At 51.1% G+C, this 25,916-nt stretch carries 16 protein-coding genes and 1 pseudogene; 3 read left to right on the top strand and 14 right to left on the bottom strand.

Annotated elements, in window-relative coordinates; genetic code table 11:
- Positions 1-13: 13 nt before the first annotated feature.
- Positions 14-1,984 carry a bifunctional aldolase/short-chain dehydrogenase gene (locus HPY30_13430; protein ID QYZ66899.1) on the top strand — a complete coding sequence of 657 codons (1,971 nt, stop codon included), beginning with the start codon at positions 14-16 and terminating at the stop codon, positions 1,982-1,984.
- 40 nt (positions 1,985-2,024) lie between these two features.
- Here HPY30_13430 and HPY30_13425 read toward each other — a convergent pair whose 3' ends face one another.
- A complete protein-coding gene (locus tag HPY30_13425; protein QYZ68043.1) occupies positions 2,025-3,923 on the bottom strand; it encodes a hypothetical protein in 1,899 nt (632 codons plus the stop codon).
- A gap of 207 nt (positions 3,924-4,130) precedes the next feature.
- Positions 4,131-4,973, bottom strand: a pseudogene (locus HPY30_13420) (hypothetical protein).
- Between the two features lie 45 nt (positions 4,974-5,018).
- Here HPY30_13420 and HPY30_13415 point away from each other — a divergent pair.
- On the top strand, positions 5,019-8,411 hold the full coding sequence (locus HPY30_13415; GenBank protein QYZ66898.1) for a GAF domain-containing protein: 3,393 nt from the start codon (positions 5,019-5,021) through the stop codon (positions 8,409-8,411).
- A gap of 130 nt (positions 8,412-8,541) precedes the next feature.
- On the opposite strand, the gene HPY30_13410 is transcribed toward HPY30_13415, so the two are convergent.
- The 11 genes from HPY30_13410 to HPY30_13360 form a co-directional block, all read right to left on the bottom strand.
- Positions 8,542-9,366, bottom strand: a complete 825-nt coding sequence (locus HPY30_13410; protein QYZ66897.1) for a hypothetical protein — start codon at positions 9,364-9,366, stop codon at positions 8,542-8,544.
- Positions 9,363-10,142 (bottom strand): class I SAM-dependent methyltransferase, encoded by a 780-nt coding sequence (locus tag HPY30_13405; protein QYZ66896.1) that lies wholly within the window; start codon positions 10,140-10,142, stop codon positions 9,363-9,365. The genes HPY30_13410 and HPY30_13405 overlap by 4 nt, the downstream gene beginning before the upstream one ends.
- A gap of 250 nt (positions 10,143-10,392) precedes the next feature.
- Complete coding sequence (locus HPY30_13400; protein ID QYZ66895.1) at positions 10,393-10,917, bottom strand: hypothetical protein; 525 nt, start codon at positions 10,915-10,917, stop codon at positions 10,393-10,395.
- Positions 10,918-11,121, bottom strand: coding sequence for a toll/interleukin-1 receptor domain-containing protein (locus HPY30_13395; protein QYZ66894.1), 204 nt, complete (start codon positions 11,119-11,121; stop codon positions 10,918-10,920). It abuts the gene before it with no gap.
- Positions 11,122-11,217: 96 nt separating this feature from the next.
- Positions 11,218-11,898, bottom strand: coding sequence for a hypothetical protein (locus tag HPY30_13390; protein ID QYZ66893.1), 681 nt, complete (start codon positions 11,896-11,898; stop codon positions 11,218-11,220).
- Between the two features lie 229 nt (positions 11,899-12,127).
- Positions 12,128-12,364: a sulfurtransferase TusA family protein gene (locus HPY30_13385; GenBank protein QYZ66892.1), complete on the bottom strand. Its 237-nt coding sequence runs from the start codon at positions 12,362-12,364 to the stop codon at positions 12,128-12,130.
- Positions 12,365-12,426: 62 nt separating this feature from the next.
- Positions 12,427-12,777: a hypothetical protein gene (locus HPY30_13380; GenBank protein QYZ66891.1), complete on the bottom strand. Its 351-nt coding sequence runs from the start codon at positions 12,775-12,777 to the stop codon at positions 12,427-12,429.
- A gap of 12 nt (positions 12,778-12,789) precedes the next feature.
- Entirely contained in the window at positions 12,790-19,935 is a 7,146-nt protein-coding gene (locus HPY30_13375; protein ID QYZ66890.1) for a hypothetical protein, read from the bottom strand.
- A 36-nt stretch (positions 19,936-19,971) separates the two neighbouring features.
- A complete protein-coding gene (locus tag HPY30_13370) occupies positions 19,972-20,544 on the bottom strand; it encodes a hypothetical protein (GenBank protein QYZ66889.1) in 573 nt (190 codons plus the stop codon).
- A gap of 24 nt (positions 20,545-20,568) precedes the next feature.
- Positions 20,569-22,116, bottom strand: a complete 1,548-nt coding sequence (gene lnt / locus HPY30_13365) for an apolipoprotein N-acyltransferase (GenBank protein QYZ66888.1) — start codon at positions 22,114-22,116, stop codon at positions 20,569-20,571.
- 253 nt (positions 22,117-22,369) lie between these two features.
- Positions 22,370-23,296 (bottom strand): hydrogen peroxide-inducible genes activator, encoded by a 927-nt coding sequence (locus HPY30_13360; GenBank protein QYZ66887.1) that lies wholly within the window; start codon positions 23,294-23,296, stop codon positions 22,370-22,372.
- A 236-nt stretch (positions 23,297-23,532) separates the two neighbouring features.
- Between HPY30_13360 and cpdA the strand changes: the two genes are divergently transcribed.
- A complete protein-coding gene (cpdA, locus tag HPY30_13355) occupies positions 23,533-24,360 on the top strand; it encodes a 3',5'-cyclic-AMP phosphodiesterase (GenBank protein ID QYZ66886.1) in 828 nt (275 codons plus the stop codon).
- Between the two features lie 39 nt (positions 24,361-24,399).
- Here the strand turns inward: cpdA and sfsA are convergent, their stop codons facing one another.
- Entirely contained in the window at positions 24,400-25,113 is a 714-nt protein-coding gene (sfsA, locus tag HPY30_13350) for a DNA/RNA nuclease SfsA (protein QYZ66885.1), read from the bottom strand.
- Positions 25,114-25,916 lie beyond the last annotated feature (803 nt).

Here is a 25,916-nt window from a genome sequence, read left to right as displayed (position 1 = left end):
AACTCGCAAGCCCATGAAAAGTCTCTGGAACGATACCGAAGCCGCCCGATTCACCGATGATCTGCAACTGCGGGTCTACAGCTCAAGGCTGTTGGGGAGCGATCCCTCACTGGTGCTGCACGGAGGTGGCAACACCTCGGTAAAAATCCGCCAGCCCGATCTCTTCGGAGATGAAGAGGAGATCCTCTACGTCAAGGGCAGCGGCTGGGATCTGGCCACAATCGAAGCCGAGGGTTACACCCCGGTCCGTATGGCGCATCTGCTAAAGCTGGCAACCCTGGAGTCACTCTCAGACCTGGAGATGGTCAATCAGCTCAAGACCCAGCAGACCATTGCCTCAGCCCCGACTGCCTCCGTGGAGGCGATCCTGCATGCGGCGCTGCCTTACAAATTTGTCGACCATACCCATGCCGACGCCCTGGTTACCATCACCAACACCCCGGACGGTGAAGCACGCATCCGCGAGCTCTACGGCGACGACCTGGTGGTCATCCCCTACGTGATGCCCGGCTTCGACCTGGCGCGGACTGTAGCGGAGCAATTCACAAAAGAGGCCCATGAGGGCACCCTCGGCATGGTGCTGATGAACCACGGTCTCTTCACCTTTGGCGACACTGCCAAGGCCTCCTATGAACGCATGATAGAACTGGTTGACCGGGCGGAGAGATACCTTCATGCCGAGGGAGCCTGGGAACTGCCTGAGCCTGCCTATGAAGCGACTGCAGCAGACCCGATTGCGTTGGCGTCACTGCGCCGCGGCATCTCCTCTGCCGCCGGTTTTCCTGTAGTACTGCGCAGTCATCGCAAGCCAGATGAAATGGCCTTCTGCCAACGGGATGACCTCACTGTGATCTCGCAGCAGGGACCGGCGACACCGGATCATGTCATCCGCACCAAGCGCCTTCCTCAGTTGGGTCGCGATGTAGAAAGCTATGTCCGGGACTATCGCCAATATTTCGACAAGCAATCGCCCCAGTCCCGCACACCAGTGAAGATGCTCGACCCAGCCCCCCGGGTGGTGCTGGATCAGACACTTGGACTGCTTACCATCGGAAAGAGTCCCAAAGAAGCGAAGATCATCTCCGACATCTATCGTCACACCATCGAGATCATTCAGCGCGCCGAACGACTCGGCGGCTGGCGCGCCCTGCCCGCACGGGACATCTTCGATGTGGAGTACTGGGAACTGGAGCAGGCTAAACTGCGCAAAGGTGGAAAGGCACCACAGTTTCAGGGTGAGGTCGCACTCGTGACCGGCGCCGCTTCCGGCATCGGTAAGGCATGCGTGGATTCACTTTTGGCACGGGGGGCTGCAGTGGTGGGTCTGGATATCGATCCTGTCATCGAAACCCTCTACCAACGGCCGGATTTTCTCGGCATGTGCTGCGACATCACCGACAACACTGCACTGCAGCAGTCAATAAAGAAATCGGTGCTCGCATTCGGCGGGCTAGACATGTTGGTGCTGAATGCGGGTATGTTTCCCGGTGGCTGCCCTGTGGCGGAACTTCCCGACGACGAGTGGAACCAGGTCATGCAGGTCAACCTGAATGCCAATCTGGCCCTGTTACGATCATCTCACCCTCTGCTGAAACAGGCGCCGAGCAATGGCCGGGTAGTGGTGATCGGATCAAAAAACGTACCTGCACCAGGTGCGGGCGCAGCAGCCTACTCCGCATCAAAATCCGCACTCACCCAGCTGTCCCGGATTGTGGCACTGGAGTGGGCCAAAGACGGCATTCGCATCAACATCCTGCATCCCGATGCCGTTTTCGACACCGGCATCTGGACCCAGGAAGTACTGCAGGCCCGCGCCAGCCACTACGGCATGAGCGTGCAGGACTACAAAACGAGAAATCTGCTGAAGACAGAGATTACCAGCCACGACGTGGCAGAACTCACCGCTGAACTCTGTGGCCCGCTGTTCGCCAAAACCACAGCCGCGCAGATCCCGATTGACGGGGGAAACGAGCGGGTTGTTTAGCCGGGGCACTCCTCCCTGACTGCCCCGGAAACATCCCAACTCAGATCAACGAGCGGAGCAGTTCAATCGCCTGTTGAACCAACGGATAGACCTCGTCCTGGGCCTCACAGGTCGTCAACCAATCCTGCTTGTCGGGCTGCCCGGAAGTGGCGCAACCGTCGATCTTTGGCAGGATATCGTGCTCAAGTTTGTTGAGCGCATCAGCGTAGTCCCCGTTATCTATCTTCGACAACACCGCATTGAGCTTATTGGTAAACGGCTTTGCCAGGTTCTTGTTCTTGAACACCGACGAGTCGAAACCATTAATCCTCTCCATGACATCCTGCACCAATGTCACAAGCTCATCCTGCAAGGTCAGGGCGGTAACCGTCACGCTGCTCGGATCACTGTCCAGCAAGCCATCGTTCACTATAAGGCTGGCCAGGTAGGTTCCAGCAAGGTCAGCCGTAAAGACCGTCACCGCTTGATCCGGGGTTGCCAGCTCTGCACCACTGCCATCCGGCTTGAGCACCAGCGACCAACGATAGGTCAGCGGACCACCATTGGCATCGTGACTACCCGTTCCGTCCAGGCTGACACTCTCTCCAACATAGACAGACAGGTTGTCCCCTGCGTCGGCCACCGGCTGCACATTTTCAAGACTGACCGTCACCTGGTCCGGTTCACTCACTGCGTAATAGGCATCGGTCACTGTCAGCTCAAACACATAGCTACCGTAGAGATCGGCAAGAAACAGGGTTTCCGCCGTATCTGCCGGCGTAGGTTCGGCAACACTGCCGTCCGGTTTGGAGACCAGCATCCATTGGAACTCGATCAGATCATCACCATCCAGGTCGTAACTGGCCAGACCGCTCAGCGCGATCCACTGCCCCGTTTGGGTGATCGCCAGGTCTTCACCCGCGTCGGCTACCGGCGCTGTGTTGACCGTACTGACCATCACCTTATCAGTGTCACTGACGTGTCCCTGCTGATCAGTGACACTAAGTTCGAGCAGATAATCACCCATCAGATCCGGTGTCAGCGAAGGTGTTGCCGAAGCCGGATTTTGCACGGTGGAAAGACTGCCAGATGGCGAAGAGATCAGCTGCCAGGCGAACAGCAGCGGGTACTCTTCATCGGGGTCAGTGCTGCCGGTCCCGTCCAGGGTGACTACCGTACCCGGGTGGGCTGCCTGATCCATCCCGGCATTGGCGATCGGCCGGTCGCAAGGATCACCGATACCGTCGTTGTCTGCATCGGCCTGATCCGGGTTGTAGCCGGTGATGCAGTTATCACTGTTGTCACCAACGCCGTCACCGTCAGTATCGGCCCATTCCGTCGGATCCTTGGAAAAGGCGTCGTCTTCATCGAGCACGCCGTCGTTGTCATCGTCGGGATCATCCTGGTTGGGAATACCGTCTCCGTCACTGTCCTCCAGAGCATCTGCCTCGGTGGGATTGGTGTCCTCGTCGTCCGGAATACCGTCATTGTCGTCATCCGGATCGGCATTGTCACCGATACCGTCACCATCCACATCGGACCACTCGGTGGGATCGTTGGGGAAGGCATCCAGGTGATCAGGCACACCATCACCATCGGTGTCCGGTGGTGGCGGGGCTGGTTCACTGCAGATCTCCAGATTGAGATCCACGTCACCCGGTGCTCCTGCGAAATCCGCCTCCACCACCAACCAGGCCGGATTGGTGGTTACCGTGGGATGGAAACTGCGTGCGGTGATATGCACCGACTGGGTGGCGATCTCAGGAAAAGTCACGCTTGCCTCCAGCTGCTGCGGAAAGGTGACCTCCACACTGCTGCCGTCGGAGAATGCAACCGTGGCATCCTTCAGGTAGGCACCGTACTTATGGGGTCTCACCAAGCCGGAAAAGTAGGTCCGTTCCCTGATCTGCGACAAGGTGATGCCGTTGATGGTGTAGACCTCGGGAAACTCCACCTGCATCCAGGTACCCACGTCAGTACCTGTGAAGCGGGGAGCGAAGAAACTGCGCGGACTCAGGTCACCATTGCAGGCCCAGTAGTTGCTGTAGGTAAAGCGGTAGTTGCCGTCTATGGCGTTCTGCGCCTTTCCATCGCAAGTGTTGCGCCAGGGCTGCAGCCACCATGAAGACTGGTTGCCGATCCAGCCATCCTTGACGGTCAGCCGGGGATTACATTCGGGATCGCAGGCATCACCAATGCCGTCCAGATCACCATCAGACTGCAAGGGGTTGGCAGCTTCAGGACAATTATCATCGGCGTTGGCGAACTCATCACCATCGACATCGTCGTCACAAATGTTTCCGATACCATCGTGATCCATATCGAGCTGATCCGGATTGGCACTTAACGGACAGTTGTCTTCGGCGTTGACGACACCATCGCCATCCAGGTCATCGGGATCACCTACGGCTCCGAAGAAGTCGATCTCCAATGCATACAAACCAGCCAGTGAATAGTCATTATGGAAACTGACGATGGCGGCACGAATCGAGTCGGTGGTGTGCGGTGTGGTGAAATCAGCATAGGTTACTGACTCTCTTGTTGAAAATGGCGTGCCTGGAGGGAAGGCCACAAGTTCCTCAGTCCCATCGGAAAAGGTGAATCGCATCTCATTGATGTAACGGGAATACTTGTCTGTCCCCGGCAAAGAGGACATCAGTGTATTTTCGACAAACTGATAGAAGCGGATACGAGTCAGAGTCAGAGACGCTCCGAAATCGATATGGAACCACTCACCGTGATTGTCGATCGCATTGGCTGGTGAAAAAAAACTCCTGCCCCGACCACAGGGGTCTGCAGGATAGGAATAGGTGTAGGCACCGTCAATGAGATGAAATGCCTGGCCGTCACAAGTCGGATCGGGCCACAAGCTCCACCACCAAGATGACTCGGATGTAGTCCATGCCGTGTTATCCAGTGGTGTATCTTCGGACAGAGCAGTAAAAGGCGCGACAAGCGTCCCCACAAGCGCAAGCGCTAAAATGATTGTTTTCATCGGATCCTCCCCCATTTCCCTGGAAATATCTACACCTGAAATTCCCTCTTCGGATTCTGTATGCGTACAGATAAGCGAAGCGAAGCGACGAGACGAATAAAACGCCTCTACTTTCAATCTAAGACAACACTGGAGAAAGATAATGACGCAGATCAACAAAATGTTGGGGGTCTGTATCACGATCCGTTTTTTGACCCTCTTGTGATCATTCCACTTCAGGCTTATCCAAATAGAAATCTTTCCTGTGCCACTCAATATTTTCAGAACTTTGGCGAGTATTATCCAAAACAATCGGCAGAGAGTGTTTCTGGACAAACATTCCTCAGCACAGGCTGCTATATTCAGCTTGAAGGTTTGGAAGTAACAGAGTATTCGATCTTACTGTTGGAGATGCAAGTGTCAGAAAGTATTGCACAAGACATCCCGATTTCTGGTCATCAGAAACATTCTGAAAGATCCGCCAGAAAGCTTGTGAAATTCCCGCTCCAGATAATCATTGGGTTTCTTATTACTTTGTTACTTAGCTCTGTCAGCCTTTCAATATCCTGGTATAACTTCGAAAAAAACAAAACCATCACCCTCTCCGCCACTCAAGAACTGTTCAACCGCATTGAACGGCAGACAGCTGAACGTATTCAAGGTATCTATTCACCTGCAGCGATGTTGGTAAGTATCACTGCTGAGCTTGAACAGGCACAAAACACAGAAGCCGCACAACATCAAAAGCTGTTTCATGCATTCATTGCCGCACTGAGAGGAAATCCCTATTTGGCATCCATCTACATTGGGTATGCGGATGGGAAACACTATCTTGTAAGGACTATACGTGAGGGCAAAGATGAATGGTCTAACGCAAACCTGCCTGTTAACACTGCATTCATGGTTCAGTACGGCGCGCAACATGGAGACGACCAACAGGAGATCAGTTATGTCTATTATGATTTGGATCTCAAACCTATTGGTCGCCAGGACGGCCTTGATTCAAACTATGACCCCAGAAAACGGAGCTGGTATCAGACAGCCATTAACAGCGCAAACCTAATACAGACTGCACCGTATATCTTTTTCACTACACGTGATGTAGGCATTACACTGGCCAGGCGTCTACCGCAAACCTCCGGAGTTGTAGCCGTGGATCTCAGGCTTAATGAGATTTCGACGGAATTATCGAGCCATCTGATTACACCTTCAACAGAGGTTGTCGTATTTGATTCTGAAGGTACTGTAATCGCTTACTCAGATATTAAACAGGTAAGCCGACATGCTGGGGAGGGAGGTCATGAATCTCTAATTACTGCGCATTTGTCTGATCTTCACAATCCTGTTTTGCATCAGCTATTTAAGACACTGACTTCAGACAGCCAAGACAGGCGCTTAAACATTTCAACTGGGACACAGGAATGGATAGGAACCCTGTCACCGTTACCGTTGCAAAGTGGAGAAACTGCCTATCTTGCGATTCTCTCCCCACATGATGAACTCCTGGCTCCGCTGGAAAAGATTCGATCTGAGAGTGTACAGATATCTTTGGCGCTGCTTTCTATATCCATTTTTATTGGCTGGTGGATATCCCGGCGTATCTCTCTTCCAATTCATCTTCTTGCTCAAGAGGCACAGGAAATTCGAAAACTGAAACTGGATACTCCCATTGATGTGCATTCTCATATCAACGAGATTCATACTCTGTCTGTGACCATGTCAGTCATGAAGACTTCCATCCAACAATTTATTGAAATCGGCAAGGCGCTTTCAACTGAGAAGAATATGGATCACCTCCTGGAGAAGATTCTGCTTGAGGCTCAACAAGTTTGTAATGCGGATTCGGGGTCTATTTGTCTTTTAAATGATGATGAAGACAAACTTGAATTTTCAATTTTCAGGAATGACAACACAAATGAGTTTTATGGTGGATCAACAGCGAATAAACCTCCTATTCAGCCGATCATCCTATCCAATAAAAAGACAAAGGGCCGCGTTACAGTTACTGAAAGTGTTGTGCGTTCTGGTAAAACTCTAGCCATTGAAGATCTGTCTGTCCTTGATGACGGTAGTGAAATTCGACAACGATTCGAGAGAAAGGACTACCAGTGCATTACCATGCTGGCCCTTCCATTAATCAATCAACGCTCTGAAATCATCGGAGTCCTAGAATTGATCAATGCCCGTCATCCAACCACTGACGAGTTGATTGGCTTCAGCCCAGCGGTAATCTCTTTTGTGGAGGCCCTCTCATCAAGCGCTGCAATTGCCCTCGACAACCGGTGTCTGCTAAAAGAACAAAAAGACCTGCTTGATGCCGTCGTCCAGATGTTGGCTGGGGCCATTGATGCCAAGTCGCACTACACCAGCGGGCATTGTCAACGAGTACCAATCCTTGCGCATGAACTGGCTATTGAGGCCACCTTATCAACAGCGTCTCCATTCAGGGAATTCACCCTTTCAGAAGAACAGTGGTATGAACTCTATCTTGCAAGCTGGCTGCATGATTGTGGCAAAGTCACCACACCGGAACACGTTGTAGATAAAGCAACGAAATTGGAGACCATCTATAACCGTATCCATGAGATACGATTACGCTTTGAACTCCTTTGGCGGGATGCAGAGATTAGCTATCTCAAGGCACTTTCAGAAGGAGAAAATAATAAACAGGTACTGCAAGAGAGATTTAATACTCAGACTGAGAAAATCCGTGAAGACTATGCTTTTGTGGCTGAATGCAATATCGGGGAAGAAAGCATGGCAGCTGAAAAGATATTACGATTGAATGAAATAGCAACACAAAAATGGAGACGCAACCTGGATGATCGTATTGGCATTTCACCGAAGGAGCTGTCTCGAAAGGTGTCCATACAAGAGGCTCCACCCACACTTCCCACCAATGAACCTCTTTTGGCAAACAAAGCAGAACACATCATTCCTCACAGAGACAAGCTCGGCCCCTTTGCAGACAACCCCTATGGTTTTCAAATGGATACGCCGAAATATGCCTTTAACCTGGGTGAGCTTTACAGCCTCAGTATTGAACACGGCACGCTTACAAAAGAAGAACGTTTTAAGATCAATGAGCACATCACACAAACCATCATCATGCTAAAGCAACTTCCGTTTCCAAAAGCACTGCGGCATGTCCCTGATTGGGCTGGTAGTCATCATGAAAAGCTTGACGGAAGCGGATATCCACGCCATCGTTTCGCAGACTCCATTTCTATCCCAGAACGCATCATGACGATTGCTGATATCTTTGAAGCTCTGACAGCATCAGACAGGCCCTATAAAAAATCAAAGTCAGTCAACACAGCACTTAAAATTATGAGTCAAATGAGCAAAGAGAATAAAATATGTCCTCACTTGTATGAATTATTTCTGACATCAGGCGTCTATTCCCGCTATGCAGAAGAGTATCTATTACCTGAACAAATCGACAAGGTGGATAACGATGCATTGCTTCACTGAACAGGCTAATTACCCAGGATGGCCAGTTGGTAAAAAACTGGTGCGGGTGGATAAATCTGGCTTTCTACGCAGGACCATGGTCAGTCCCCAATTGATTCGTTAAACAGTTTAGGTCTTTGCGGAATGCAGGCTATTTTATCCTGTCAACCGGGTCTGACACTGCGGACTTCAACCCCTGCCTTTTAACAGGCTCACAGATACGCATGGTATCAAGACTGATCGTGCCATCAGAAAACAGTTCAAAACGTTTAAATCCCGCCCATTCCTGACTCTCCCGACCATCAGGCAATCGTGATTGCGCACCAGTGGTCGGGGTCGAAGTATAAATGATGCCTCTATCCAGCCAGTGATATTCTTGATGGATATGGCCGGATGACACGCATCGGACTTTACCGTTACTCAACATAGCCTGACGAAGTTTATCCGTTTCCCCGACACCACATTGTATGCCACGAAATTTCAGATCAACCAAATTGTAATGCATGAACACCAATAGGTCGCTGATATCTTCTCTGAGCTGTAAATCCTGTAAATCCTGATAAACTTCAGGTAAAACTCTGGCGTGAAACCAGGTTCCATTGAGGGCTTGTGTTTCCAGCAGATACACACACCATCGCCCAATCTGAAACTGCTTTGCCATTTGGCAATTACGATAGGGAAAAACCTGCTGCATAACCTTTAAATCATCATGATTTCCAGCCTGAATCAGACAAGTTGTGCCTGGAAAATAGTGATCAACTGACTCAGCTAAAAACTGATAGGAGGCACGGCTTTCATCATTCGATAAATCACCGCTAAACACCAGTAAATCCACTGCGCCTGACGCCTGCGCCCCAGCAAGGCAGGCTAACAAACTGGCGTTGGTATCGACGCCATGAAAATTCCCGTCTGATTCAGGATCATGAACATGACAGTCGGTAAACTGGAAAACAACCCCTAAACTTCCTGAATTCATAGGGGCTTACGCGCAACCGCCTCACAACGCGTACGGCCATAATAGGCATCAGGATGATTACCCCAGTTTAGCACTGCCTTCTGAGCTCGTACTATTTCATCTTCTGTATAACCCACCTTAAAGGCATGCCTTTGAATGTAATCCTGCCAAAACAACGCATAGTCGTTCGGGTTATAACCTGATGAATGGCAAAATACATCATAACTGGCAGACAAGGAGATCACATCGAAACCTGCTTTAATCAAGCTGCTGGCTTGCTTTCTACCATAGAAAATATCAGAACCCGCCACATTGAAGCAGGCTTCAATAATTTCCCACGCTTTATCCAGGTCGTCAACTGACGGATAACAGACATCACCACCAAATTCTGCATCACGTATGCCAAGCAATCCACCTGGTTTCAGTACTCGCTTTAATTCTGCCAAAGCCAAGTCCTGAACACTTAAATGGTATAAAACTGCATGCGCCAAAATAGCGTCAAAAGTATTATCTTCAAAGGGAAGATCAAAGATAGATGCCTGCTGGAAATGGATATTTTGGTTATGATCAGCAGGAAACTGCTCAGACTGAATATCCACAGCATGTACATACCCATTAGGGCCAACACGTTCTGCAATCTGTAGACTCAATGAACCCGGCCCACACCCAACATCAAGCACAGTGTTCCCTTGTTCAATATGGTCTTGAAAAAAACAACCCTCTTTATCCAGACTTCTTTTTGAAAACTCGCTCAGGATATGCTTTGAATATCCACCGCTATATTTTTCATCTTTCAACGCATCATTCCTGTAAATTATCAATTTCAGTTAAGCTCTTATCCAGGCGAGTTAATACTGCTGAAGGGATAGCCACATCGGCATTCCACCTCTGATTTTTGTGGGTATCTACATCTTCGCAGCCAGTTTTAACCTCGGAAGTGTGGTCTGTTCCCCTATTATTCCATTGCTTTCCTGCACAAAACAATGATCCGGTGAATCAATAGGGACGGTTTAGATTGATTTCACGATGCACGGAAATCCACAGGTGCTAGAAATATTTATCCGGGATCATTTCGTCCAACGCTACTAACGCGATCAATCCAGAGTATATTATGGCACCGACCGCCCAGCTTCTCCCCCTTTGAGCACCCTTGCGGAACTCGTAATACGACCGCAGACTCAGGACCAGCGCCAGAAGGCCAAGAACCAACCCAACTACGGCAGCCTTTAAGGATACGTCGTCTGACCCTATAGCAAACATGCCTACTACAGACAGGGCAAGACTTGTAAAAGTCTTCCAGCCAATCTTCTTGGGATTTATATCAAAGCGTCTGATCGATTCAAGAAGTGAATGCATGCCTTCGTGCCATGCACTATCCTCTATGCTCAGCGGCTCGATATATGCAAGCTGCTTCAGAGGATCTGGCAACTCTTCCTGGTGAAACCTTTTCGCACTGCCGACAAGAACTGGAATAACAGGTATATCACGACTAAGCGCCGTTGCAATTTCCAGGAGAACGTAATCATCAGGCTCATCGATACGCCGTCCGCCGTTCGCACTCTTGTGCTCCAACTAGTGCGGGCCAATCACTGCAACTAAAACGGAGCAGCCCTTTAGCGCCTCATCAATAGCTTTCTGCCAGTCTGAACCACCATGCAAGGTTGCTTGATCCTGAAAAATATTGCCGGCACCAAAATGCGAAATGAGCGTCTCAGCAACCCTCCCAGCACGCATCAGCGTGCCTTGCTGTCTATAGCTCACAAAGATTTTGCTCATTCACCAATCCTTATCGGCTGCTTAAAATCCACTACAAGACTGACGATAAGTTTAGCAGACAAACACCCTCAGATTCGGCCTCGGGAGTGACAGCTCCTAGAACGGCATGATGGTGCGAAAACCCGACATCAGCGGACTGATCGTGTGGGACATATTGCCGACATCATGAGTCATCACACCAACACTACGATTGAGGTTGGACATACTGCCATTCATACCCTCCACATGGGTACTGATCTGACCAATGTTATCGTTCATGTCGACCATATGGTTGTCAATTTGGCTCATGTTTCCGTTCATTGCCACCATCTCAACATTCATATTTAGCACACCTTGTGACATATTACGGGTATCACCACTGATATTGGCTATGTATCCACGCATATCATGCATATCCGTCGACATGCTGGTCATGGAACGTTCCATGACGTTCACCACGTAGAAAAGATAACCCATTGCAACCAGTGCGATCAGGGTACCAGGTACAGAGAAGATCTTGATGCGCTGGATGCGATACCGCTGTTCAGTCTCAATGGCCTTAAGCTTATCGGAAAGCAACTGCTCCCGCTCTTTCGCTTCAGTATGAACCTGGTCGAAGGCGTGATTCAGGCGCTCGGAAAACTCCTCAATGATCTTTTCCTGGCTATGGTCGCGCTGGCTATTGTCTTTGTGGATCTTATCAAAGACCGATTGCAATCCCTGCATCAGCCCAGAGAGAACCGGGTTGTCATTTTCCTCGGGATTATCGCTGATTGGGGGCTGTTTTTTCCGACTCACAGTTCAGTGCCTCGTTGTAATTCAGTCAATATAAGAAAGTAATGAAATAATTAGTTTCTTACATGGAACTGATTCACGAAACTGGTTAAACGATAATTTTATGGCTCATGATATGTGGACTGCCTCTCATCCACGTATGGAAAAAAACCGAAAAACAGACCGATTCTCTGCGAAGACAAAAAATATTCGTCCCATTTTCTGTGATCACTGCATTTTTCGGGCTACCATCTTACTTCTTACGCACCAGATAGATCAGCCGCTGCTCGGTGATGGATTCGTCGATCAATTCATAAAGGCCATGTGCGGTCAATACCTGGATCTCGCGAGTATACTCAGGATTGGTTGCCGTAATTTGGAGTACCTGACCTGAATCCATTCTGGCAAATGCTGCCTTGGTGCGAATGATGGGAAGCGGGCAGTCCAAGCCACTGACATTCAATTCCCGGTCGAAGTTTTGCGTAGCCATCCTGTTGATATCCTGTTAGAAAAGAACGTTCGGAGTGATTCGATTCACCACCAGCTGATTGACTATTTATCAATCGAGTGTGATCTTATTGATGTATTGATTGTGTTCTTCTTAGTTTTTGCATGCCGGGAGACAGGCGAGATCAAAATTATTCCAATAGCAATAAAAAACAACGTTGCGAGAATAAACCAACCATCACCAAAATAACCACTTATCCCTATCGCGCCACCAAGAAGAGAAAAGATGACGATCCTGAAAATACCTTTTTTATCAAAATCAAAGTAACTGAAATACTCCTTTTTTACCAAAAAAATAACTATAGCGAAATAAATGGCGCCAAATATCCATAATTGCTTTGAAAGCAACACCACCAGCAGAAGAACAGTTCCAGACTCAATGAAGAATTTATTCATAATCAACGCCTATTATTTATCAGAACCAGATAGTGACCCAGTAAAACCTTCAATATCTCTTGTCGTTGAATATGCATCCATCATGTCTTTTGCAGGTCCTGAGAGCCCACGGGACATGAGACCAAGACCATAATCAAATACATTCTCTGGAGTTGGAGAAAGAATAGCAGCGGCTGTACCGAATATCATGGCAACTCCAGATGCCGTAGCTAAGCCCGCAGATGCTGAGATAGCACCAGCAGTAGCACTTAAAACTAGCCTCGCCTGCTTTCCTTGAGCCGAATTCAACTCTGAATAATTCATACCCAAAGCTGCAGCTGAACTCGCCTGAGAAGCAGCGCCCCTGGAAACCCAATATGCTTCGCTCCTATTTTCATTATAAATCATCACATCACTAGCATCTTTCCTACTATTCAATATATGGTATTTACCAATTTCTGCATTAAACAAATGCACCATAGCCCCATGATACGCTCCATCTGCAAAACTGCCACCTGTTGCTGCTGATGCAAGCCCACCGAGCGCAGCGGCAGCCATAGTGCGAATTGGCATTGGTACAGCATTGGTTTTTGTCCATCTCGTGGCCGGCGATATATGCGAAACAAACGCTCCCACAAACCCACTCTTGAAATCCCCACCACGCAGTTCGCTAATCGCACCTTGTGTGGTTCCATGGGCCAATGCGGTCACTCCATCGCTATCAAATAGTCGCCCTCCCCCATTACCGCCATGCCCTATATACCCTGCAGCTGCACCACTGATCGCACCAAACATTGCTCCCTTCAACGCGCCTTTCAGTGTGCCTGTTGTGGCTCCACCCACTACGGCGCCTATTGCTGCGCCATTCATCGCAGCCAGTGCTATTTGCCCTGCCGCCACCTGAAAACTAGTGCTGCCGACTGTGATGAACGCGCCACTGGCTCCCGATCCTCCTGCCGCAGCGGTAAATAATGCTTCCCCAAAAAATACACCCCCCATCATCGCCATACCAACAACCATGCCAATCATCCGAATGTAGGGATTGTCGATAAATTGAGAGACAATCATGATGATCGCGCCGATGATGAAATTGATGAAGTGGCCGCTGGGGTCGTTGTACTTCAACGGGTTGTTCATCACATATATGTAGCGGTTGAAGTTCTGCGACAGTCCCGGCTCCTGGATGTAGATATCTGCTGAGAGGAATCGGCCTATCTCCGGATCATAGAGCCGGGCGTTCATGTGCACCAGACCTATGTTGTCGATCTGTTCGTGGCCGGTGTATCCCCGGTTGGTCAATTTTCGCTGGAAGGACTGGTCGATCTCTTGCCCGTTGGCCGCCCGGCGCTGACCGAAGGGGGTGTAGCCCAAGCGTGCGATGATCGCGCCATGGGAGTCGGTGATGGTGTCGACGCTGCCCAACGCATCTTTGTGTAAGTAGCGGGTCTGATCCGCCTGTTTCTGACCATTTTCGATGGTTCTGACCTGGATCGCAATGACCTCGCCATCGGCGTAGATGAAGTGTTTCTTACGCTTGATGTGGTTACCGTCCATATCCACGGCATCAATCAATTCATAGCCTTTGCCGATGTACCAGGTGGTCTCCTGTCCCTCTTTGTCGAGGCTCTGTTTGGTGACGCGGTTATTGTCAGGACCGTATTCAAAACTGACATCAGCCTCTTTTGTCTTTATCCTCAACGGTTTGTTGAATGAGCTCCATTCGATCTCACGTCCACTGCCGGACACCATGTTGCCATTGGCGTCGTAAGCGTAGTCTTCGTAGGTCCCGTTGTTGCGGTTCAGTGTGAGGATGCGGTTACCCTGATCATACGACATGGATCCTGCGTTGGATTTGTGCAGGATGTTACCGTTGATGTCGTAGCTATAGCTGAGACTGTCACTTACACCGGTAGCAGTTTCATAGTAATCAGCCTGTTCCAGCCGATCGAGGCTATCGTACTGGTAGCTCTCGCTGATGCCGTTGACCCGGTCGTCGCGCTGGGTGACGTTGCCGGAGTTGTCGTAGCTGTAGTGCAGGTTGCGGATTGAGTTGTTCTCTGCGACGCCTGTTTTGATCTCCTTAAGGCGGCCGCTGTAGGGGTCGAAGATGCGTTGGGTTAAGTAGCCGTTGCCTGCGAATTCGCCTTTCAGACGACCGGAGGCGTCGCGACTGGTAGCTGACCAGAGGGTGACATACTCGTCGCTGTTATTGTGTTCGTCGAGTTGACGTTCGATAGTATCCATCGAAGCCTGATAATCTTCGATCTTATCCATGAATTCTCGAGCAATGCTTGCCTGTTCTCTGGCCTGCAGATAGAGCTCTTTTGCCTGTCTGGCATACAGTTCAGCATCTCGACGGGAGTTCTGCTCAATGGTGCGATAGATTTCAGCCTCTTGGTTTTTTTCCGCGGCCAGTTTTGACAATCTTTCTGATTGGGCTTGTGTACTCTTCGCATGTTTTGAATAGAGACTCGAGAGCCTGACCTGCTTGGGTGGCCCAGACTCACACCATTTCGCTTCATGGACCTGAACCAGACCAAACATCTCAGGATCTTTGTTTTGGACCCACCTCGTGCGGGTATTTCCGGCCCGCTTTGCCTCCTGAACCTTCACCTCAAATCGGCTGATTCCGGAGATATTCCACGGGTCGTACTCCTTCCAACCACAATCTTGCGGTTTTGGCAGCCAGGATGAATTCACCGTTTCTGTTGTTGTTCCATAACTCGCACACTTTCCTTTCCTCCCGTACGCGTTGCAATAGGAGTACTTGTAGTAGGCTTTCCCCCCCGATGATTTCGAATATTTAAAATAGGCATTGCCAAACACGCGCCAAAGTCTGCTGGCCTGCTTAGCATAATAGTCCGATTGGTTTTGGTAGTGACTGGCTTTAGCCAATAACTTGCTTGTCGCCGTTTCAAGCCGCACCAAGTCGTTCTCAGCCTGTTTTTCAGCCCCAAGCGCAGCCAACTCCAGCGCTCTGATCGTTCCAGCTTTTTCGACAAGTGCAGCAGCCTGTCGTTGAGAGGAGACCTTCCGCCCCTCTAGCTCATAAACCTCCTTCAAGAAGGCGCTCAACGACTCCTCAAGCCGGATATAATCATAATCCCAAACCTCCTTTTTCGGCATGCGCACTGTTTTTAGATAGCCGTCTTTGTTGTAGATCCGTTCGATCTCTATACCGTCAGGAAAAGTCTCTTTGACGGGGCGGGATTGGGCATCGTAGGCAACCTGTTTGGTAAAACTTTTCTCTCCTATTTTTGTCTTGGTGGAGACAGCACGGCCGAGAGCGTCGTATTCGAACGAACGGCTGTTGTCAGGTAATGTGGTTCTGGCGAGTTTACCGATGCCGTTTTCTGCTGTGTCGTACTCCCAAGTTGCGACACCTTCTGCAGTCTCGCGCCTGACCAGTCGGCCGAGCTGGTCGTGAAATTGCTTGACCACCTGGCCCTTGGCATCCTGCTGCCAGATCAGCTCGCCATAGGGATTGTAGCGGTATTGCCAAAAGCCCATGGAGGGGTCGTCCATGGATATCTTGTTGCCGTGGTCATCATATCGATTGCTGATAATGAATCCGTTGGTGTCTGTTGCTGTCAGGTTGCCGATGGGATCGTAAGTGTAGGTGATGGTGGATATACCTGCCTCGACAACCTGCGCATCTTTATCCAACAGGTTTTTCGTCACCACGCGTGCACGACCTTCCGGGTCGATCACAGTGGCGCTCAGCCCCTGGTAGCTGTAGTAGGTGGGAATATGGCCCGTCTCGGAGGGTTTGTTCTGCACCACCACCCTTCCCATTTCGTCGTACTCACTTGTGACCCAGTATGAGTTCGCGCCAGGGAACTCGCCCTCAAAATAGGGCAAGGTGGCGGCGATTATCTGCCCCTTTGCGTTGTACTGTTTGTCCTGGTAGACGTTCTTTCCGTTAAAGCCACGGGTGACAGTTCTCACCTCACGATTCAGGGCGTCGTAGTAGACGGTCTTGGGCGGTGCACCGGTAGCGCTCTCAGTGATCCTATAGACACTAAAGTCATCAAAGATAAGACCAGCGTTGGCACCGTCACTCCAGTCGTAGGTCCAGTGGGTCTCTGTGCCATCGGCGCGGCGCTCCGTTGTTTTACGGCAGAGACTATCGTAACCCCAGTGGGTGCTGATGCCGTTGGGACCGGTCTGCTTGACCGGCAGGCCGCAACGCGGGTCGTATTCGATGTTTTCCCGGTGACCCAGAGCATTGGCACGGTTTATAGGGAAGCGTCCTGATCCATCATAGGTTGCATATGAGTGGCGGGGGTCCACGCCCTGCCCGCTCAAAACGGTGCCGGTACGATTGCCATATTCGTCGTATTCAAACTCACTGGACAGGCTGAGACTGCTGCCCGGTTCAATAACCTCGCCTCGCAAAACACCACTTACGTGATCGTAATCAAAACCGGTCGAGCGAGTCAGCGTACCTTCACGGGTGGAGTGGGTGACTTCCACGTAGAGCGGCTTGCCGATCAACCAGACAGACTCATCGTTGCGATATACGCTATTTGTCTCCTTTCTGACAAAGTCGCCATTTACTCCGTTGATCTCCACCACCATACGTAGCGCATTGCCATATTCATCGTACTCCGCATGATTGGTCTGTTCAGTTTTGGTATGGCTACCATCCAGTTCATAGTGTTCCAGCACTTGGGTATGGGGTTGTACACTGACGACATTGTCGTAGACCATCTGCATTTCGCGATAGGTCAACCTGTTCCTGAGAATGACCACATCACCGACAAGCTCTTCTATCTCCCGCACCCGGCCACTGAAATCACCAAGCTGATAGTAGCGGGTGATATGTTTTCTGTTGGCAGTGTGATTATGGCTGCTGACCTCGGCAAACCCAAGACTGCCGTCATCTTTGTGGGTCTTCAGCCCGGCATAGTGGTAACTGACGCGGTTCATACCGCCGATGCCATCGGAGGAGGATATACTTCGCACCACTCTGGTGACACCCTGCATATCAAATACGGGCGCTACTGCATCCTCATAACGCTCGTAGAGATCCTCATCACTCAGGCGGCCATATTCGAATTCCGTGCGTGCACCATAGCCGGTGGTAACCGCTGCCAGCAGGTTGGCCATGTTGTCGTTTCCGATGGTACAGTTGATACCCTTGTAACTTCGGTAACATACATCCGGCGATCCATCGTTGTTGATGTCGGTCATACGCAACGGGTTCTCTTTCGGCATGACCTTGGTGCCGTCATACAAAGTCATGACATCTACACTCGGCTTCAGACTCGCATATTTGCGCATGACGTCGAATTCTTCACCATTGTTCAACGCACAACTAAAGGCTTCGCTTCCTGAGCCGCTGCAGACATCTGCCCTTCCATCCACGTTGATATCGAGCAGGTTCAGACTGTTGTCGTTATGATTCTTCTCCAGATCCTCGTCCGTCCCCCACTCATAGGTAACGTCCGCCCATTTTTTGAGTGGCGTAAAGGCCTTTCCGGTATTGATGGCGCAGGTGTAGTTGCGCGACTGACGAAAGCAGATATCCGAGAGGCCATCCGCATTAAGATCGCCATAGCGAAAGGTACCGGCAAAGCTTTTGTTCGCCCATTGGCGGCCAAATTCCGCAGACCAAATCTCTTTCTCGCCAAACAGAGGCATATTATCCGCATCGACACCCAGACCGAGGGCGCAACGAAAACCCTGATCATCTGCACCACAGATATCGATAAGGCTGTCGCCATTGATGTCGGTAAAGTTAAGGGTGTTGTTCTTGATATCGTCACTGCCAGCTGGCCAGCCACTCTCTGAGAGTGTCACGAGGGGACCGAACCTTTTACCGTTCTTATTCAGTACACAACTGACACCATCGTTGCCAAATTTGCAGATATCCACATATCCGTCACTATTGATATCGGAAAAACGCAGTGTGTCCCTGCGATTGAATGACTTGCTCCAGTAGCGATTATTGCTGAATTTCTGACCATCGCTTATGCCACACAAGATGCCTAAATTGTCCTGGATACAGTAATCGGCCTTCATATCGCCGTTGAGATCCAGCAACATAAAAGTCCCGGAGATTTTTGGCTTATGCCAATGTTTTGCATCAAGCCGATCCGCCCATTTCGAGTATCCGGCCGGGTGATTGCCACTGCTCAATCCACAGTAGAGTCCATGATCGAGATAACAGAGATCAGTCAGTCCATCCTGATTCAGGTCGCCCAAGGCATAACTGGAGAAGACATTGCCGGTCAGAATAGAGGGATCGTTGATAAAATCGAAACCGGTATTTTCATTCCATTCAAATCGGGTCGCAGGACTGCACTCAGCCAGGCCATCGCAAAGCTGGATGGCACTGATACGACTGAAGGGCAGTGTTTCGTCGATTTCGTAACTGAAACGATACTCCCGCAGTTTTTCCCCATCGCTCAGGATATTCAGCGAAGCAAGCCGAAGTCCCAAATCACGTCTTTCTCCAAACTGGTAGGCACTGAGATTATCGGGACGGGGTTCGTATTCAAACTCGACCCGATGCACGCTGTACTCAATAAAATCCGGAACACTCAATCCACCATCTTTGCGATAATGGTATTGAATCCGGTTATCAAAACGGTCACGCCGGCTACTGAGTTTCCAGGCGGCAGGCTCATTGCGTCCGGCTGCAGAGGTTCGCGTATTTGATGAGTCACCGTACTCCAGGATATATCCCTGCTTGCTCCAAACCGTCCAGCGCTCCGGCCCGCTGCCCAGTGCCCCATGAGATTCAATTTTTGCGTAACTCTCTGCAACAGTGCGGTACTCAGTACCATCTTCACCATCCTGACCTGCTATGGAGATCAGCCGCTGTCCGTCGAGACAGTAGCGATCCCTGTTATCAAATCCCACGCCACCCCGTTCACCGTCGATCTCCTTGTTGGCCGGACAGCGGGTAATGGCGGACTCACCAGTCAGTTTAAAACCGATTCCCAAGACACCATTGGGATTACGTGGGCTGTAGCTGATAGACAATCCTGGCGCCAGTCCATTCGGACCTTCCGGCAGATCAACCGGCAATGTGTAGTCGAGGGTACCCTGATTGACTTGGGCCTCGCCCTCCAGGGAACCGACCAGCCCGCTATTGGCTGCCGCGTTTGGAAGAAAAAACAATGATGCGCAGAAAACACCAGAAAGACTGGCCGTAAGCCTCATATCCATGAGTTTAATTCCCTTAATTTTGTGTTTTTTTCGTTATCAGAAACTGCCGGCGCGGCGTTCCAGTTCGATCATCTCATCATCGAGTTGTTCGAGTTTACTATTCAGTTCGATCAGTTCAGGATCGGTTGTCTCGGGCTGTATGTCTGTCAATGCCAGGATTTCGCCCTGTGTAATGCCGTACTTCTGGCTGACCTCCGCCATCAAAAGATCCGCTTCTGCAAGCAGCTGCTCGGTCTCTTTGCTGTAAACATCCTTGCCACCCACCCGGCCTTCCACTTCCTCCGCTTCCTGGTTGATCCGTTCAACCTCCAGCCGCATCTCTTCCACCGATGCTCGCAATGTTTCCGCTGCGGGGGGGAGTGCGTCATTCACCACCAGGCGGTTTCGCTCTTTTCGCAGTTCACCCACAGCAAGTTCACTGGCCTGACCTTCAGATGCATCACCCTCAATCTGCAGGAAATCCTTTACCACATTGCGTAATGTTCGTTCCGGCAGTGTGACCGTTTCGTCAACAGACACTGGCTCTACCTCTCCGGTATTCATGGCGACAGCCAACACCGCCATAACGGAGATAACACTTGCTGAAAAAATTGCGGTCTGTCTCTTCATGCTCTGTTTTCCATATTTGTTTATTCATTCAACCATCGACGCAATAGGCATCGAAGTTTTATGCGTTGAAAATGATGTAATTCGAATAATCCGTATCTTTGCCGCCAGTGCGAGCAACAGGGGCGTGATCGTCAATAGCAGTAGAGGCCACTCACCCCAGGCCGTATAAGGGGTCTGACCACGCCTGGGCTGGATGCTGCCGTCGAACCAGTTCTCTCCACCGCTTCGGGTCTCAACAAGTCCGCCGTGAGGACCGATAATGGCGCTAATCCCCTTGTTGGTGGCATGCAGCATAGGCTTGCCACTCTCAAGCCCCCGCATTCTGGCTATCTGCAGGGCCTGCTCCGGTAACCACGTCTCTTCGAACCAACTCACATCGCTCACATGCACAAGTAGTTGCGCATCTTTCCAGTCGTGCCGTAATTCGTTGCCGAAGTGATTTTCAAAACAGATGGAACTGGCCAGTGGCACGCCTTTTACCTCCAGTAGTCCCTGCTCCGGCGGCCCACTTGTCAGAGAGTCCATCTCGACATTGAGCATGTCTCCCATATCGCGCAAAAGCAAGATGTCTGGGGTAAATTCACCAAAGGGGATCAGGTGACGTTTTAAATAGCGAAGTTTTGGTTCCGCGCCGACAAACAGGGCGTTATAGGATTTTCCGTCACCTTCGATATAGCTGCCCAGCAACAGCTCAGTTCCCGCTTCACGCAAGCTGTCCACCTGCTCATCCAGAAAACGGTAGACGCCCTTCAGGTCGTAGGCCACTGAGGACTCATGCCACAATACAAGGTCCGGACGAGGTTCCACCCGGCTCATCGCCAGATAGCGTTCGATGGTATCGATCACCTTGTAGCGCCGAAACTTCCGTTCTTCATCCTGATTTCCATGTATCAGGCGCACTTCAAGCGTCTGGGAGACTGGCTGAGTCCATTCCAGATGACCTAAAACTGTTCCTGTCAGGAACAGCGACAGTAGTGCGGCTGATGCCGACAGCCTCATCTTTTTCCCTGGACCGATCAACACCAACGCCAGCAAACCACCCGCCAGTAAAACAATAAAAGTTAGACCCAGAACGCCAAGATATGGGGCAAACCCTGCCAGCGGAGTGTCGATAAAGCCGTAACCCGCCATGTAGTGGGGAAAACCGCTCATCCACCAGGTTCTGACCCACTCGCCAAGTGTCCAGACCGAGGCAAACATCAGAACAGAAATCAAAGGGGACCTTTGTCGGCTCAAGCTGACATGGATGTAACCGCAAATACCGGGAAGACAGATATTCACCAGGACCACACCAGCCATGACAACAGTGAGTATCGGCAGAAAGCTCTCGTCAACCCCACCCAGAGTGCTGAAGAGCCAATGAAGCCCCACACTGTAGAAGGCCAAACCGAAGAGAAAACCGCGCCATGCGGCACGTCGGGGAGTTGAACGGCTCCAGATCAGAAACAGAGCAGCAAAGGAGACCAGCGCCAGCCACGGCAGATGAAAGGGGGCAAAGGCAAAAACCAGAGCCACGCCGGCAAGCAGGGCCAAAATATCCTGTCCGATATTGTTCTTTTTCATACTGTCCATGTACTGTTTTTTCGCCTTGATGACGCTGCATCAAATCCCTGCCTTAGCGAACGTTCCCGGTTCGCGAAAGAATAGATAACACAGGAGGGGAAGGAAAATCCCATTCAGCAGTGGCTTTTTGTGACTCAGTTCACAATATAAAAGGTGATCTCCCAGTTTCTAATCCGCAGGGCTCAGGAGTTGCCGGTTACACTGCGCTTGAACCGGCCCACACCCGCCGGAATTCTGGTGAGGGTTGCGGTTGCAGGAACGACTAATCGACCAGGGAAACACCTTGAATCGGGCAGGCCCGTATCATCTCCCAAAGCAGATCGACGGCTTCCGGTCGGGGAAAACTCTTGCGCCAGGCAAGAGCTACCCGGCGATGCGGGGGATCTCCCTTGAAGGGGCGGGTGGTGACCAGTTCATCCGACGAAGGATTTGGGTTGATTGCTGTATCAGGCAACACGGTTATCCCGATACCACCAGCGACCATGTAGCGGATGGTCTCCAAAGAACCCCCTTCCAGATTGCGTTGCAGGCTGCCTTCACTGGAACTGGGCTGCAGACAGCCCGGACAGACCCGTAGCACCTGATCGCGGAAGCAGTGCCCGTCACCCAACAAGAGCACACTCTCCTCGCTGAGATCGGCGGTGGAGATGGCATCCAACTCAGTCAGCCGATGCGCTACGGGCAGTAGCACGGAGAAGGGCTCATCATAGAGTGGCCGGGTCTGGATGCCCGGCTCATCATAGGGTAGTGAGATGATAACCACATCCAATTCACCCTGCTTCAGCTGCTCTGACAACACTACGGTGAAGTTTTCCCGAATGACCAGCGGCATCCTGGAGACCCGACGGGTCAGTTCCGGAATCAGATGGGGAAAAAGGTAGGGACCAATAGTGTAGATGGCACCGACCCGCAAGGGATCCACCAGTTGATCTTTACCCTGCATTGCCAGAGTTCTGATGAAACCTGCCTCCTCCAGCACCCTCTGAGCCTGAACAACGATACGTTCTCCCGCCGGTGTCAGGGTAACTTCACCCTGACCACGTTCGAACAGACTGACGCCCAGATCCGCCTCCAGCTTTTTCACTGCCACGCTCAAGGTCGGTTGGCTGACAAAACAGCCTTCCGCAGCACGCCCAAAGTGACGCTCACGCGCAACAGCTACGATGTATCGGAGTTCATTCAGGGTCATGGCAAACTGGCCTTAAGGAAAAAAACAGGCATACATCAGCACTAAAACTCGCAATAAAAAGTTAAATTATGCACATTAAACAGAATCTAATGCACATTTTTCATAAAAAGCGCACACGCTTCATTGTTTCGACAGATTTTATTAGACTACTATAATCAGACTGAAAATCTGTTTTACAATGGTTCGCCGGGTATGCCCGGTAACCAAAACTTTCAAGGCTTGACCAACCTTCAACGATGTCCGCAGACACCAACACATTCCAAAACCTGCCTGAAGGCAGCCTGAAAGTACTTCAGCTGACGGACTGTCATCTCTATGCTGACACCTCGCGTTGTCTGCTCGGTATGAATACACAGGAGACACTCAACCTGGTCTCGGCAATGGCACTGGAGCAGCTGGGGACTCCCGACATGATCCTTGCCACCGGCGATCTGGTCCATGACGCTTCTGAAACCGGCTACCGTCGGCTCAGGAAGCAGTTTGCCGGATTCGGTGCTCCAACCTTCTGTCTGCCTGGGAACCACGACATTCCCGAAATTATGGACCGCTTGTTGAATCAGGACGGCGTATCCACCATTCCCAGCACACAGCAGGGAAACTGGTCACTGATCTTTCTGGACTCCACCATTCCCAAGGAGCCCGGTGGCCATCTCGATGAAAGCCAGCTGGAACTGCTCAAGGATGAACTGCAAAAACACCCGGACAAGCATACGCTGGTCTGCATGCATCACCATCCGATTCCGGTGGACAGCGCATGGATGGATAGCATGGCCCTGAATAATCCTGAACCGCTCTTCGAACTGCTGGCAAAACACAAACAGGTGAAAGGCATCCTATGCGGCCATATCCACCAGGAATTTGAGCGCAACTACCACAACCTGTTGTTGCTTGGTTCACCCTCTACCTGTATCCAGTTCATTTCAGGCCAGGACAAATTTGGCCTTGCCGACAACCCGCCGGGTTATCGTTGGCTTGCCCTGCTACCGGATGGTGAAATCCGTAGCGGCGTGGAACTACTGCCGGAAATGCCTGAGGGCCTGGAGTTCAATTCCAGCGGCTATTGAACCGAATATCCTTGCTGCTTTTCAACCACTCAAAAAATTTCAGCTCAAATCCACCGCCACCGGATCACCCACCTTCATCGCCTGCGGCAGGTGCAGAATACGCACAGCCACCACTTCAACGCCAGCCTCCACCACCTTGCGCAGCGTTTTTCCATATACGGGATCGATCTCATCGGCTGGGCGGAAACACGCCCCCTCCGGCCGATTGAGCGCATAGATCATCACGCCACGATAACCCTGGCGACAAGCCTCCGCGAGTAGCTCAAGATGCTTCAGACCCCGCGCAGTGACCGCATCAGGAAAACTGAGCGACTCACCCCCCTCCCAGAGCGTGACATTTTTGACCTCGACCCAGACATCCGCCCCCGGGCCATCACTCAGGAACATATCGAAGCGGGAACGGGGAAAACCCGATGCCTCGAAGATCACTTCTGCCCGCACATTCCGGTACCCTTTCAGACCTGGGATCCGCTCTTCACGCAACGCCTCGCTGACCACTGGATTCGTACGGCCGGTATGAACGCCGATCCAGCCTGCGCCCATATCCACCCGTTCCAGCGTCCAGGCAAGCTTACGGCGCGGATTGTCGCTGTGACTGATCTGTACCAGCGCTCCTGGTTCCCAGCATCCACGCATGCTGCCAGTATTTGGGCAATGGGCGGTTACGACGGAACCATCGGCCAGTTCGACGTCCGCCAGAAAGCGTTTGTAGCGTTTCAGTATATGTCCGTTGGTGAGTAGTGGAAGCAACATGAACCTGACTCGGGAAACTCCTAGGGCAATCCCTAATTTTACACGACCACGACTGGGGCTTATATTAGGGTCTTCGCCGAATCAACGGAAAAACTCTCTAAAGAGGAGTGAATAATGAAGCGTGAACTATGGCTCACCGCCTGTATCACTACGTTCTGCCTGACAAATGCGCAGGCTGACGAAGGCTATCCCACACAGGGGGGATACTACGACAATCCATCCTCAAGGGGACAGCAGGCGCCCGCCTACAACGAACCGGTTTATGGCGCTCAAGGCTACGGCACACAAACGCCTCAATACGCCGCTCCCGCATATCGCGGCGACAATCAGAACAACAACAAACAGTTCAATATGAATCCGATGAACATGATGAAGGGGGCGCCAAACCCCATGAACAACATGTTCAATTCCAATCGGCGTGAAGAACGCTACCCGGAACCCTACTATCCCGCACAACAACCAAATTATAACCAGGGATATGGATACGGGTATGGCGGTGCACCAGCCTACCAGTCCCCACCGGTCTACGGTTATGGCGCCCAGCCTGGCGGCGGCTATGCCCCTTATGGAAACAGCTCCGGCTACTACAATGCCCCCCCTCAGGGCGGCTATCCGCAACAATACAGCGACTACACAACCACCCAGCCATATAGTGAGCAGCAACCCGTCTACAGAGCGCCGGCTTATAACCCGCCAACCTATGACACCGCTCCACAACAGCAATATGCGCCGAGTTACGACTACGAAACCAGCGGCAACAACCAAACTTATCCGCAATACCCCAGCTACGCACCACAACAGCC

The sequence above is a fragment of the Gammaproteobacteria bacterium (ex Lamellibrachia satsuma) genome (assembly GCA_019623805.1).
GTDB lineage: Bacteria > Pseudomonadota > Gammaproteobacteria > Chromatiales > Chromatiaceae > QGON01.
Note: the sequence above shows the minus strand (reverse complement) of the source record. Positions and strands in the feature narration are given on the sequence as shown.

What these genes read in the sequence shown, in the direction of transcription:
- HPY30_13415 (QYZ66898.1), top strand. Translation starts at nt 5,019, where the DNA reads ATGCGTACAGATAAGCGAAGCGAAGCGACGAGACGAATAAAACGCCTC.
- HPY30_13425 (QYZ68043.1), bottom strand. Translation starts at nt 3,923, where the DNA reads ATGCAGGTGGAGTTTCCCGAGGTCTACACCATCAACGGCATCACCTTG.
- HPY30_13385 (QYZ66892.1), bottom strand. Translation starts at nt 12,364, where the DNA reads ATGGCTACGCAAAACTTCGACCGGGAATTGAATGTCAGTGGCTTGGAC.
- HPY30_13395 (QYZ66894.1), bottom strand. Translation starts at nt 11,121, where the DNA reads ATGAGCAAAATCTTTGTGAGCTATAGACAGCAAGGCACGCTGATGCGT.
- HPY30_13410 (QYZ66897.1), bottom strand. Translation starts at nt 9,366, where the DNA reads ATGAATTCAGGAAGTTTAGGGGTTGTTTTCCAGTTTACCGACTGTCAT.
- cpdA (QYZ66886.1), top strand. Translation starts at nt 23,533, where the DNA reads ATGTCCGCAGACACCAACACATTCCAAAACCTGCCTGAAGGCAGCCTG.
- HPY30_13370 (QYZ66889.1), bottom strand. Translation starts at nt 20,544, where the DNA reads ATGAAGAGACAGACCGCAATTTTTTCAGCAAGTGTTATCTCCGTTATG.
- HPY30_13360 (QYZ66887.1), bottom strand. Translation starts at nt 23,296, where the DNA reads ATGACCCTGAATGAACTCCGATACATCGTAGCTGTTGCGCGTGAGCGT.
- HPY30_13375 (QYZ66890.1), bottom strand. Translation starts at nt 19,935, where the DNA reads ATGGATATGAGGCTTACGGCCAGTCTTTCTGGTGTTTTCTGCGCATCA.
- HPY30_13430 (QYZ66899.1), top strand. Translation starts at nt 14, where the DNA reads ATGAAAAGTCTCTGGAACGATACCGAAGCCGCCCGATTCACCGATGAT.
- HPY30_13380 (QYZ66891.1), bottom strand. Translation starts at nt 12,777, where the DNA reads ATGAATAAATTCTTCATTGAGTCTGGAACTGTTCTTCTGCTGGTGGTG.
- lnt (QYZ66888.1), bottom strand. Translation starts at nt 22,116, where the DNA reads ATGGACAGTATGAAAAAGAACAATATCGGACAGGATATTTTGGCCCTG.
- sfsA (QYZ66885.1), bottom strand. Translation starts at nt 25,113, where the DNA reads ATGTTGCTTCCACTACTCACCAACGGACATATACTGAAACGCTACAAA.